This is a genomic window from Amycolatopsis sp. cg5 (assembly GCF_041346955.1).
GTDB lineage: Bacteria > Actinomycetota > Actinomycetes > Mycobacteriales > Pseudonocardiaceae > Amycolatopsis.
In genome coordinates, this window is record NZ_CP166849.1 from 2,880,558 (window position 1) to 2,892,767 (window position 12,210).

Consider the following 12,210-nt stretch of genomic DNA (forward strand, 5'->3'; position numbering starts at 1 on the left):
CCGCGGATCCCCTCCGGTCAGCGGCCGACGACCTCCTCGACCGTCTCCGCCCGCCGGAGCAGCGTGAACGCCACGTCGCCGTCTTCGGTCAGCTCGAAACCGTGCACGGCGGGCTCGGGCAGGCTGTTGTAACGGTAGGGCGCGGAGAAGTAATACGCGCCGGTATCGAGCAACGTCACAATGTCGCCCTGCTCCAGCAGCGGCAACGCCCGTCCTCGGGCGACCAGGTCGCCGGCGAAGCAGCACGGCCCCGCGATGTCCTGCTCGATCGGCATGCCCAGCCGTGGCCTGCCGATCTGGTCGTACGCGGCCACGCGCAGCTTCCACGCTTCGGGCACCAGCGTCGTGCGCGCCGCGACCTGCGAGCCGGCGTGCGTGATGGCGATCCGCCGCCCGCCCGCCGACTTCGTGTATTCGACGCGCGCGGCGATGAAGCCGTTCTTCGCGAGCAGCGACCGGCCGAACTCGGTGACCACGCGGTACCGGCCGCTGAACAACGCGGGCGCCGCGGCCATCAGCTCGGCGACGTGGTCGTGGAAGCGCGGCGAGTCGTGCTCGCTGTCGAAGTTCACCGACAGGCCGCCGCCCACGTCGATACCGGTCACCTGCTGATGCCCGGCCTGCTCGTTGATCTCCTCGGCCAGTCCCACGATCATCGCGACACCCTGCGCGGTGAGCCGCAGCGGCACGCCCTGCGACCCCGAATGCACGTGGATCCAGCGCAGCCACGGCCGCGAAAGGTAGGCCTCGATCAGGGTTTCGCGGTTGCCTTCGTCGTTCAGCGCGATCCCGAACTTCGACATGCTCGACGCCGTGCTGACCGACTCGATCGACCCGCTGCCGTGCTGCGGGTTGATCCGGATCCCGATGTTCGAGCTCGACGGCCGCTGACTGAGCATGTCGTCGATCCGCGCCAGCTCCTGGAAGTTGTCGATGTTGATCGCGACGCCCTCGGCCAGCGCCCGCTCCAGTTCACGCCGTGTCTTGGCGGGGGAGTCGAAGACGATCTCCTCGCCGCCGAACCCGGCCGCGTGCGCCTGCGCCAGCTCGCCGGGGCTGGCGACCTCGCAGCTCATGCCGAGTTCGCGCAGCTTGCGCAGCACCGGCACCAGCGGATTGGCCTTGGCGGCGAAGGCGTGCCGGACCAGTGACGGCTGCGGCCAGGCCGAGTGCAGCGCGGAGACGCTTTCGGCGAGACCGTCGAGATCGACGAACGCGGCCAGCGGCGCGCCGTCCGGATCGAGAAGTCCCTGCTTGGCGGCCGCCTGCACGGCCAGATTCCGGCGTTCCACGCGCTGCTGCACCCGTCGCTCCCCTCGGCAGTTCTTCGACACTTCCAGCATCGCGCCGCGGGTGGCCGCCGTCTTTGTGGCAAAAGCACGTTAAACCGGCCGCCGGGTGTGGAATCGGCCAGTGGGCGTCACCGCCACAAGCGCAGCTGCAGCTCGGCCACCAGCCGCTGCTCGGCGTCGTGCACGTCGAGGCCGCACACTTCCTCGATCCGGCGGATCCGGTTGCGGAGGCTGTTCGGGTGCACGCTCAGCGCCTTCGCCGTCACCACGACGTCGCCGAAGTGGTCCAAGTACACGCGCAGCGTGTCGGTCAGCTCGGTGTCGTGCTTCGAGTCGTGCGCGATCAGCCGCGCGACCGGCGTGACCACCCGAAGCTCGTAGCCCGCCAAGGTGTCGAGCATGCCGTGCAAGGTCGCCGCGCTGGCGATGTCCTCCAGCCGCGCGACACTCTCCGCGCGGTCGAGCAGCACACGATGCGCCAACGTCGCGGAGGCGCGTGACCGCGGCGCCTCCGCGAGCCCGTCGACGACCTCGCCGACCCCGACCTTCACGCCGAACTGCTCCGCGAGCCGCCGCGCGATCCGCACCGCCTCGTCGTCGCCGGGCAGCTCGGCGAGCACGACGAAGATCCGCCGTCCCTCCGCGAACGCGACCGACGGCCGCCGGAACGCGGTGCACTCCAGGTTGACCAGGTTCAGCAAGCCACGCACGGGCGTCGTCTCCGGCTGGTGGAAGACGAGCACCGCGCACCTCGTGCCCAGCGCGAGCGACGACCGCAACGCGAACACCTCGGCCGACCCGTGCCCGCTGAACAGCGCCCGAGCCGACTCCTCGATCAAGAACGGCTCGCCGCCTTCGCGAGCCCGGAAGTGGATCATGTGCGGCACCGCGGCCCTCGCCGCCGCCCGCAGCGTGTCGGTCGCGCTCGCGGGCAGGTCCCGCCCGGCCCCGGCGACCCAGATCGACCCGAAGATCTCGCCGGCGGCCCTGATCGCGATCGCGAGCCGCTCCGGCGAGTCCTGCCGGTGCACGACGTCGTCCGAAGTCCACAACGCTTGGAAGAACCCGTTCTCCCGCAACGCTTCCACTCGCTCCGGCGACATGCGCTGATCCAGAATCGTCCGCCGCCGGATCTCGTCGACCGACTCGTCGGTCCGCGAGAACGCGAGCACGTGCGACCGCATGTCCTCGATCGTCACCGCCCCGCCGACGGCGTTCGCCACCGCGTTCGCGAACGCGGTGAGATCGCCGAGCGGCACACTCTCCAGCTCGTCGTCGACCGCGACGCCGCCACTCGCGATCCCGGCCCTGACCAGCCCGATCAGCTGTGCCCAGGCCAGCCAGGGCGCCCGGAACAACACCGCGACCCCTGCCTCGTCCGCCGCCGCGCGCAGCCCGTCGCCCATCCCTCTGAGCACGACCCCCGCCGCGCCTGCGGCACCGGCGGCGCGAATCAGCTCGCCCGCCGCCTGAGGGTCGACACTCACGCCGAAGACCAGCTGGTCCTGCCACCCTCGCGCGTCGGCCGGGTCGTAGACCTGCACGCCGCAGACCCGCACGTCCAGGCCGCGCGGCAGTGCGTGCGCCTCCAGCACCCCTGGCCCGAGCACGGTCAGGAGCCGCTCCAGGGAAACACCGGCCTCGTCCACCTCGTCAGCGTACGACCGCGCGCCAGGCGTTGGTGGTGCAGTGGACCTCGCCGCCGCCCTGATGTGCCCAGCCGAAGTCGTCGACCCACCGCACCCGGACCTGATTCGCCGCGAGCGCGCGCTCGGTGACCTCCTTGAACACGTCCCGGCCTCGCACGATCGGGCCGTGCGGGTCCGGTGGCATGAACAGGTGCTCGTTCACCGAGAGGCCGTTCGGGATGCCCGGTGTGAAGGCGACGAACAGCGGAAAGGTATGCAGCTCCTGGAAAAGCACGGGTACCCGGATCAGCTCGTCCGGCCGCAGCCCGGTCTCGGTGAGCATGACGCGGACCATGTCGTCGATGTGACCCGCGGCGGTTTCGTTGCCGCTCAGGAACTTCCGGTCGGCGAGCAGCTCCGCCGCGGTCGGCTTGTGCTCCGCGGCCGTGTGCTCCAGGAGTTTCGTTGACGGGGAACCTTCTTGAGTAGGTCGACCGCGAGGCGGGGATCGGCGACGAGCAAGGTCCAGCCGCGGGCGTTGTTCGCGCGGACCACGTGCAGGGGTTCGTCGACGTGGCCGACGGCCAGCCAGGTCGTGTCGAGCACGATCGGCGGCTGCTGTCCTTGCGCGGTCAGCATCTTGATGAACGCCGGATCGGGCTGCCGGGAGGCGCCGCTGCCGTAGACCAGGCGGCCCTGTGGGAAGCCGGGGTAGGGCGGCACGGTTTCGATGTTCCCGGTGGCGTTGATCAGGTCCTTGCCCAGGCTGCGACTCTCCACTGTGTACTCCTGCACGACCGCGACGTCCGGCCCTCGGAAGTCGCGGAACAGCAGGCGGCCTGCCGGGCGGGGCGTCGGCCCGGATCCCATGTCGAACACGTTCGCCGAGCGGATCGCGACCCGCATGGTCTGGGTGCCGTGGCGCGTCGGCATGCTCGCGCTCGCCGGTTCGAAGAGGTCTTGCCACCACACGTCTTTCCACCACTGCGCGGTCCCGGCGATGAACTTGGTGCTGGCTTCCTGGCGCAGGGGAGCGCTGAACTCGTCCCAGCCTTCGGGGAACCCTGACGGTAGCGGGACCGCGTCCGGCCAGCCCGGTCCCCGCGCGGGACGGGCGGCGAACACGGTGGTCGCCGGTTGCAGGTCGTTCTGAAAAAGAAGGGGCGCGACACGCATGCGGTGACTGGCGCCGAGCTTGCCGTCGATGGTCAGCTTGACGGTCACCCAGCCATCCCAGCGCGCCGGATCCCGCACGATGTCGCGCCCCTCCACCCCCAGTTCCACGCCGCGGCGCAGTTCCGCGCCGGACAACCGCGTGTCCGGCGAAAATCCCCCATTCCGCTTGACGAACACGCGAGCCTGACCGTCCACAGTGACCTGACCGGCCGCGCCACGCAGACGGCCGGCCCGCAATCGGGCCAGGTCCTCTTCGTCGCGAGAGCCGTTCACCTGGTCGTCGGCGGCGTCGTTGCAGGCCGCGAGCCGGACGTCCACCTCCGGACCGGGCCGGTCGAGATCGGCCGGGTCGACGTGGCAGCGGCGCTGATCGTCGTCGAGGTTGGGCAGGAAGACCGTGTCCCCGCTCAACGGCGCCTCCGCGGCCGCCACGACCGGCGCGCCACACAGCAGTGTCAGCCCGGCCAGCAGCGCGATTCCCTTGGCCCCCATGTGAAATCCCCTCCGTCTTGGCGATGGAAGCGACGTTATCGGCGCGCACTCAGGCTCGGGTCCTCCCAAAGGTGGAGACCGGGGTGGACCTTCGGCGCAGACCGGCGAAATTCTTGCAGGTCTTTCTTCCTGTTCCCGGTTTTCCGTGTATGTGACGATCTCTCCGCTGGCGAAACGAGGGGAGAACGAGCATGGGTGAGTTGAGTCGTCGCGGGCTGCTGCGTGGTGGCGGCGCCGCCGGCGTGCTGGCCTTGACGGGAACCGCCGCCGCGAGCGCGGAGCCCGCCGCCACCGGGCCGTACACGTACCAGGCGCTGGGGGTGCGGCCGGTCATCAACGCCAAGGGCACTTACTCGGTACTCGGCGGTTCCCTGATGTCGCCCGAGGTGTGCCAGGCGATGAACAACGCCACTCAGGCCTTCGTCGACCTCGACGAACTCTCCGACGCGATCGGGACGCGGCTCGCGAAACTGCTCGGCGCGCCGCACGTCATGGTCACCTCGAGCTGCTCGGCCGCGCTCACCCACGCCACTTCGGTGTGCCTGGCAGGCGGCAACGTCGACCTGCACGCCCAGCTGCCCGACCTGACCGGGTTGCCCAGCACCGAGGTCATCATCCCCCAGCACTCCCGGAATCCGTACGAAACCTCGGTGACCTCGTTCGGGCTCAAGGTGGTCGAAGTAGCCACCGTGGCCGAGCTGACGCAGCGGCTGGGATCGAAGACGGCGCTGATCTACTTCCTGGCCGGTCCGTCGGCCGACGAAAGCGAGCTGAATCTCAAGGCGGTCACCGCGGCGGCCAAACGTCATGACGTGCCCGTGCTGGTGGACGCGGCGGCCGAAATCCTCACCGTGCCCAACAAGCACCTGAGTGCGGGCGCGACGCTGGTCGCGTACAGCGGCGGCAAAGTCCTGCGCGGCCCGCAAAGCTCCGGCATGTTGCTCGGGCCGAAAGACCTGCTCACGGCCGCGCTCCGGGTGCACGCCGCACCCCGGCACGGCGTCGGGCGTGGCTACAAGGTGGGCAAGGAGGAAATGCTCGGGCTGCTCGCGGCCGTCGAGACGTGGATGAAGCGCGATCACGCGGCCGATCAGCGGCAATGGACGGCGTGGCTCCAGTACATCGCCGACCGGCTGCGCGGGATCTCCGGTGTGCAGACCGTCCTCCAGCGGCCGTCCGCCCTGTCCGACCACACGCCGATCCTGCGTGTCCTGTGGGACAAGAAGAAGTTCGAGACGGACGGCGAAGCGGTGACGAAGGCGCTGTTCGCCGGCGCGCCGCGGATCGCGGTCGAGCCGGACGAGTGGAGCAGCTCACCGCAGACCGGCGTGATGGTGGCCGCGTACATGTTGCAGTCAGGGCAGGAGAAAGTGGTCGCGGACAGGCTCGCCGCCATACTGCTCGATCCGCCGCGCAAGCCCACCGAGCCCGCGACGGTCGACATCACCGGCACCTGGAACGTCCAGATCGACTTCGCCGCGAGCCGGTCGACCGCGCAGGTGCTCGAACTGACCCAGCGCGGGCGGAACATCGAGGGCGTCCACCGCGGCGAGTTCGCGGTACGCGAGATCCACGGCAGGGTGGACAAGGACAAGGTCTTCATGGACAGCTGGTTCGAGGGCAACGGCGACGAGCTCTACTACGCCTTCAGCGGAACCGCGGCGGGCAAGACGATGAGCGGAACGCTGGACATGGGCGAGTACGGCACGGCCGCCTGGAAGGCCACGCGCCGCTGAACCTTAGACGCGGCCACGATTTCAGGTGGTCGTGAAACGCCTTGACCGGGCGCGCGGCGGACTGTCAGGTTGAAGTCCCAGTGATCCGGAAAGGACCCCATGTTGCGTCGTATTTCCCTGGTGGCCGCCGCCGTGGCGATCGCCGGTGCCACGCTGACGCCCGCCGCCACCGCGAGCGTCGAAGCTTCCTGCGAGGCCGGACGATTCTGCTGGTTCCAGTTCGACAACTTCGGCGGGGCCGTCACCTCCTACCGGTCGACGAACCCCGGGCAGTGCTATGGCATCGGGGGCGCCGGATACACGAGGTCGTACATCAACAACACGGGTGTCCAAGGATATTTCTACGCTTCGAAGGACTGCTCGGGTTCCCCCGGCGGCGTCATGCTGCCGAACAAGCAGGCCACGGACACCGGCGTCTACGCCTACACCTTCCGCGACGCCTGCGTGACCTGCAAGTCCTGAGTCGTGAGCGTTGCGGGCGGTTAGAGAGCGGAAGGTCGAAGGTGGCGTGTCTGGTTGCTCGGCTGTGGCCGGGGTGGCTGTGTGGGAATTGCGTCGTTGAACGACGCAAAACCCGCACGGTCAACCTGCTTGTCCGGTGCCTGAGGGTCGTTGAGGGCAGGGTGAGTGCGGTTTGCGGCGTTGGACGACGCAAACGGCACTCACCCAGGTGCGAGAGCCAGCTATGAGGGGAGCCTTCATCCACGCTGGTTCGGGTGAGGGCCTCCCTCACCCGAGCCAAGCGGGTCAGGGCCTCCCTCACCCGTATATACGGTCGAACTAGGCCCCCACCCCACGGATCCGAGCGAACTAGGCCCTCACCCAAGCCCGACCACGACCCTGCCCGGACGAGGCGGCCGATGAAGGGGTCGTGAGTGTTTTCGCCGGTTAGAACCGGCCGCACCACTCACGACCCCCACGCCGAGCCGACGATCACGCCACCTTTGACCTTCCGCTCAATAGAACCGCCCGCAACGCTCACGAGCCGATGCCTCGGACGAGGATCATCACGGAGTCGCGCACGTCGTCGCGGGTCCGCTGCGGCTGGAACACCTGCCAGTCCAGCGCCACCACGAGCATCGTGCCGAAAAGCCCGGCCGCCGCCGTCTGGATCCGCACGCCCGCGGGCAGGCGGCCCGCGTCGTCGAGGAGCACGAGCTGCTCCTTCACGATCGAGATGATCTCCTCGCGCAGCAGCGTCAACGTCTCGTGCCACTGGCCGGGCGTTCGCCACATCTCCGAGACCAGGATCTGCGAGAACCCCGGGTACTCCGCGATGAACTCCAGCGCCGCGTCCACCTGGGACTCGAGCACCTCGAGCGGGTCGGCGTCGGAGACGGCCGCGCGCAGCCGGTCCGACAGCAGGCCGACGCCGTACCGCAGGAGCGCGTCGACCAGCCCGTCCTTGCTGCCGAAGTTGTAGTACACCGTGCCCTTGGCGACGCCAGCCTCGGCGGCGATGTCGTCGACGGTCAGGCCGACCAGGCCGCGGGTGGAGGCCAGTCGCAGCGTGGCTTCGAAAAGCTTCTGCTTCGTGGCCTCCCTTCGCGGACTCACAGCGAGAGTTCCGGCTTCAGCGCCGACACCGTCCACACGCGACGCTTGCGGGCCGCGAGCGTCGACACCAGCAGCGCGCCGACGAGGTAGGTCAGCAGCACCGCGATGTCGCCGAGGATCTTGGTCGACGCGCCGGTGTACATCAGGTGGCGGAAGCCGTCGATCGCGTAGCCCATCGGCAGCACGATGTGCAGCGGGTACAGCGCGTCGGGGATGGTCTGCCACGGGAATGTGCCGCCCGCGCTGACCAGCTGGAGCACCAGCAGCACCAGGCCGAGGAACTTGCCGACCGCGCCGAAGAACGCGTTCAGCGCGTGCACCACGGCGGTGAACGTCAGCGACACCAGGATGGCGAACCCGATCGCGCCGAGCGGGTGCGCGATGTGGATGCCGACCAGCCAGGTCACCGCGCCGAACAGCACGATCACCTGTGCGATGCCGAGCACGGCCGCGGACAGCCAGCCGCCCAGCGCGACGCGGAACGGCGACGCGCCGGCGGTCAGCGCGCGGGTGGCGAGCGGGCGGAGCAGCAGGAACAGCACGAACGCGCCGATCCAGGTCGCCAGCGAGATGAAGAACGGGGCCAGCCCGGCGCCGTACGTCCCCGCCGAGGCCGCCGAGGCCGAGTTGATCGCGACCGGGTCGGCGATCGTGTTGGCGGTCGCGCTGCGGGTCGGGTCGTCGGGGTTGGGGATCTGCTTCAGGCCCTCGTTGAGACCGTCACGCAGCTGCGCCGACCCGTCCGCGAGCTGGTTCGTCGCGGTGACGGCCGTCTTCTCGCTGTCGGCCAGCTTGTTCGCGCCGGTGCTCAGCTGGTTGCCAGCGTCCGCGGCCTGAGCGATGCCGGACGCCAGCTGCGGGGAGGCGGCGGCGAGCTGGGCCGCGCCGTCGGCGACCTGCTTCGACCCGCTCGCGAGCTGGGAAACCTGGGAGTTGGCGTCCTGGATCTTGGTGTTCGCGGAGTCGAGCGGCGCGCGCAGCGTGCCCAGCGCGGACAGGACCTGCTGCACCTGCGCCTCGGGCAGCCCGTCGGCGCGCAGCTTCTGCGCGAGCGAGCCGTTGACGCTGTTGAGGTTGCTCTGCAGGTCGGCCGAAGCGCTCGCCACCGCCGAGGCGGTCGACGCGATCTTCGCGTTGCCCGCGGCCACCTGCGATGCGCCGTCCGCGAGCTTGCTCGCCTGCGAAGGCAGGTCCTTTGTCTTGTCCCGCAACGTGTTCAGGCCCGGCGACAGCTGGCCGAGGCCCGACGCGAGCTGGCCGGCGCCATCGGACAGCTGGGCCTGGCCGGACTTCAGCTGGCCGAGCCCGTCGGCGAGCTTGTTCGCGCCGGATGCGGCTTCGGCGATCTTGCCGTAGATGGTGGAGAAGCCGACCAGGAATCGGTCGGCCGCCTCGCTGCCGACCTTCTCCGCGATCGTCTTGCGCACCTGCTCGGCGACCTGCTTGGCGATCGTGCCGGACAGGTAGTTGTTGGCGTCGTTGGTGGTCAGCGTGACCGTCGCCTGCTGCGGCTGGAACGTCCCGACACCCAGCAGCGCCTGCGAGAACCCGGCCGGGATGCCGATCGCGAACGAGTACTTGTCGTCGCGCACACCCGCCTTCGCCTCGTCGGCGGACACCTCGTGCCACTGGAACGTGCCCGACTTGAGCAGCTCGTCGCCCACCTCACGGCCGACGTTGCGGCCGTCGGCGCCCTGGTCGCTGACCACGACCGCGGCGGGCAGCTTGTCCAGCCGCGAGTACGGGTCGACGTTCGCGTACAGATAGAAGGACGCGTACAGCAGCGGGACCAGCACGAGCGCGAGCATCGCGAGCTTCGGCAGCTTCCCGGCGGAAAGCCTGCGAAGCTCGTTCAGCGCGATCCGGATGGCGGTCATTCCTGCTCTCCTTCGACCTCGCGGCACACCTGCGGCGAGGGTTGGTCCAGTTGCCCGATCCGCGCGGGCTCGAAGCCCAGCGCGACCAGGGGAGTGGTGGTCAGCACGACCACGGCGAGGCCGGCGGCGGCGTTCTCGCGCGCCAGCGCCATCCACGCGCCGAGGTCGGAGGTGTGGCGCTCGGGCTGGTCGAGCACCAGCACGCGGATCCCGCGGCGGCTCGCGGCCAGCGTGGTCAGCAGCCGGGTCCGCGTCGCGGGCTCGATGTTCTCGAAGCGCACGTTCGCCAGCGGGGCGACGTCGTGCTCGGTCAGCCAGGCCAGCACGTCGGCCTTGCCGGCGGGCTTGTGCGCGAGCGCGAGCTCTTCGCCGACGACGACGCGCAACGGCAGCGCGTCGTCGGGCTCGGTGACGCCCGGCGCGTCGACGATCGCGACCATGTCCTGCAGCTTCGCCGAGTCGTCGGCGGTGACGGTCCCGGTGGCAGGCTTGATCCGGCCCGCGAGCGCGAGGCCGAACGCGGTCACGCCGACCCCGGGTTCGCCGTGCACGAGGGCGAGCTCACCGTCGGCGACGGTCAGCGAGGTGGGTGGTAACAGCGTGCCGTGGGGCCCTTCGACGGACACCCGGTCGGCTCGAACCTGCACGGTGAACTCCCGTTTTTAAACTGACTGGTCAGTTCAAAAGGTAGCCCTGTGCTGGGTGGTGATCAAGCCGAGGGGGTGCGCGTCACACTTCCGGGTCACCGAATCGCCGACGCGGGACGGACCTCCCAAATCGTCCACAAGGGACGGTAACCCTGCCTCGGCCAGAAAACGGACGCGAGCGGGTTCGGCGGGTTGTAGTACAGATACGTCCCGACCGCGCCCGCGGTGTGGAACTCGTTGTGCACCAAGGACATCAGCGCCTGCCCGAGCCCGCCGCCGCGCGCGTCCGGCGCGGTGACGACGTTGTTCACGTAACCCCACCGGCCGTGCGGCAGCAACTCGGCCGCCCACGAATCCGGCTCGGACTCGACCCAGCCGCATTCCGCGGCGGCGATCACCCCGCCGTCGCGCTCGGCGACCCAGACGAGCTGATCGCCCTCGAACTGGCGCTTCAGCTGGGGCCGGACCAGCTCCTCGGTCTCCGGGCGCTTCGGCGACGACACCAGCCCGGTGTAGTCGAACGTCGAGATCGCCAGCGCGAGCACGTCCTCGAAGTCCGCTTCCCGCGCCCGGCGGATCGTGACCCCGTCCGGCGCGACGACCTCGCCGGGTGGCGCCTTGCGCGTCGCGAGGATCGAGATCGGCACGAAACCGTGGTCGAGGAAGGCGCGGATGGCGTGCGCGTCGTGGCTCGGCCAGTTGACCATGCACGCGGAGTCGGCTCCCGGCGCCAGTTTCGCCATCCGCTCGCACCACGCGCGCAGGTGCGCGTCCATGTCGGCGGTCTTGTCCGGCGGGAACAACTGCCAGACCTCGGCGGCCGACCACAGCCGCTCGACCGAGCCTGGACCGTAGTCGTGCCTGCGCAGCACGGCCTCGCCCAGCCGCTCCTCGTGGCTCACGGCTTGCGGGTGCGGAAGATCGCGGTGCCGGGAAAAAGCTTGCCCCGCAACGGACTCCACTGTCCCCAGGTCCGGGTGTGCCCCTCGGGCCACTCCGGCTCGATCAGGTCTTCCAGCGCCAGTCCGGCGCCGGCCAGCGCGCGGACGTAGTCGCCGAGCGTCCGGTGATACTCGACGTAGGTCGCCTCGCCGTCCTCGTCGACCTCCACGTACGGCGTGCGATCGAAATACGGCTGCGTCGCGGTCAGCCCGGTCGGTCCCGGATCGTCGGGGAAGATCCAGCGCATCGGGTGCGTCACCGAGAAGACCCAAGCCCCGCCTGGGCGAAGAACACGCGAAACCTCGGTGAACACCGCGTCGATCGAAGTCACGAACGGCACCGCGCCGAACGCCGAGCAGGCCAGGTCCACGCTCGCCGTCGCGATCGGCAGCCGCTCCGCGGTGGCCTGCACCAACGGCACGTCGAGCCCGGTGCGCGCGTTGCCTTCGCGCGCGTGGCGCAGCATCCCGCCGGACAGGTCCATCGCGACGACGTGCGCGCCCTGCTGGACGAGCCAGCGCGCGCAGGCCGCCTGCCCGCAGCCGACCTCGAGCACCCGCTTGCCCGCGACCGGGCCGAGCAGTCCCGCATCGGCCTCGCGGACTCCTTCCGGGCACCACACGAAGTCGGCGTCGCCGAGGAATTCGCCGTGCGTGGCCTGGTAGTCGTCGGCGTCGGCGTCCCACCAGGCGAGGTTCGCCGCGGTCGCCTCACGCGTGCCGACCGCGCGGTACGAGGTGCCCGTCGTGCCCAGCCGCTCCTCCGCGCGTGCGTGGCGATCGTCGGGCGGTGGGGCGGGTGAGACGCTCACGCGGGTATCCTTTTCGCAGGTCGAGGGCTACTCGCAGAGACTAGCGGCGGCC

General features: G+C 69.9%; 11 protein-coding genes. 2 read left to right on the plus strand and 9 right to left on the minus strand.

Going from position 1 to position 12,210, the window contains the following annotated elements:
- Positions 1-17: 17 nt before the first annotated feature.
- The 4 genes from AB5J62_RS13210 to AB5J62_RS13225 all read right to left on the minus strand — a co-directional run bounded on the left by AB5J62_RS13210 (position 18) and on the right by AB5J62_RS13225 (position 4,588).
- The gene (locus tag AB5J62_RS13210) at positions 18-1,304 is read right to left on the minus strand and encodes a diaminopimelate decarboxylase (RefSeq protein ID WP_370948499.1); all 1,287 of its coding nucleotides are present in this window, start codon (positions 1,302-1,304) and stop codon (positions 18-20) included.
- A gap of 116 nt (positions 1,305-1,420) precedes the next feature.
- A complete protein-coding gene (locus AB5J62_RS13215) occupies positions 1,421-2,941 on the minus strand; it encodes a PucR family transcriptional regulator (RefSeq protein ID WP_370948500.1) in 1,521 nt (506 codons plus the stop codon).
- Positions 2,942-2,945: 4 nt separating this feature from the next.
- Positions 2,946-3,377 (minus strand): protein-arginine deiminase family protein, encoded by a 432-nt coding sequence (locus AB5J62_RS13220; RefSeq protein WP_370950253.1) that lies wholly within the window; start codon positions 3,375-3,377, stop codon positions 2,946-2,948.
- Positions 3,311-4,588 carry a protein-arginine deiminase family protein gene (locus AB5J62_RS13225; protein WP_370948501.1) on the minus strand — a complete coding sequence of 426 codons (1,278 nt, stop codon included), beginning with the start codon at positions 4,586-4,588 and terminating at the stop codon, positions 3,311-3,313. Before AB5J62_RS13225 ends, AB5J62_RS13220 begins: the two co-directional genes overlap by 67 nt.
- Before the next feature lie 191 nt (positions 4,589-4,779).
- Between AB5J62_RS13225 and AB5J62_RS13230 the strand changes: the two genes are divergently transcribed.
- Together AB5J62_RS13230 and AB5J62_RS13235 are read left to right on the plus strand one after the other, a co-directional pair.
- Positions 4,780-6,324 carry an aminotransferase class V-fold PLP-dependent enzyme gene (locus AB5J62_RS13230; RefSeq protein WP_370948502.1) on the plus strand — a complete coding sequence of 515 codons (1,545 nt, stop codon included), beginning with the start codon at positions 4,780-4,782 and terminating at the stop codon, positions 6,322-6,324.
- A 99-nt stretch (positions 6,325-6,423) separates the two neighbouring features.
- On the plus strand, positions 6,424-6,786 hold the full coding sequence (locus AB5J62_RS13235; protein ID WP_370948503.1) for a peptidase inhibitor family I36 protein: 363 nt from the start codon (positions 6,424-6,426) through the stop codon (positions 6,784-6,786).
- 516 nt (positions 6,787-7,302) lie between these two features.
- On the opposite strand, the gene AB5J62_RS13240 is transcribed toward AB5J62_RS13235, so the two are convergent.
- The 5 genes from AB5J62_RS13240 to AB5J62_RS13260 form a co-directional block, all read right to left on the minus strand.
- Positions 7,303-7,881, minus strand: coding sequence for a TetR/AcrR family transcriptional regulator (locus AB5J62_RS13240; RefSeq protein ID WP_370948504.1), 579 nt, complete (start codon positions 7,879-7,881; stop codon positions 7,303-7,305).
- On the minus strand, positions 7,878-9,758 hold the full coding sequence (locus AB5J62_RS13245; protein WP_370948505.1) for a YhgE/Pip family protein: 1,881 nt from the start codon (positions 9,756-9,758) through the stop codon (positions 7,878-7,880). The genes AB5J62_RS13240 and AB5J62_RS13245 overlap by 4 nt, the downstream gene beginning before the upstream one ends.
- Positions 9,755-10,405, minus strand: a complete 651-nt coding sequence (locus AB5J62_RS13250; RefSeq protein WP_370948506.1) for an ABC transporter ATP-binding protein — start codon at positions 10,403-10,405, stop codon at positions 9,755-9,757. Before AB5J62_RS13250 ends, AB5J62_RS13245 begins: the two co-directional genes overlap by 4 nt.
- Positions 10,406-10,500: 95 nt before the next feature.
- Positions 10,501-11,307, minus strand: a complete 807-nt coding sequence (locus AB5J62_RS13255; RefSeq protein WP_370948507.1) for a GNAT family N-acetyltransferase — start codon at positions 11,305-11,307, stop codon at positions 10,501-10,503.
- Positions 11,304-12,158, minus strand: a complete 855-nt coding sequence (locus AB5J62_RS13260; protein ID WP_370948508.1) for a class I SAM-dependent methyltransferase — start codon at positions 12,156-12,158, stop codon at positions 11,304-11,306. Before AB5J62_RS13260 ends, AB5J62_RS13255 begins: the two co-directional genes overlap by 4 nt.
- Positions 12,159-12,210 lie beyond the last annotated feature (52 nt).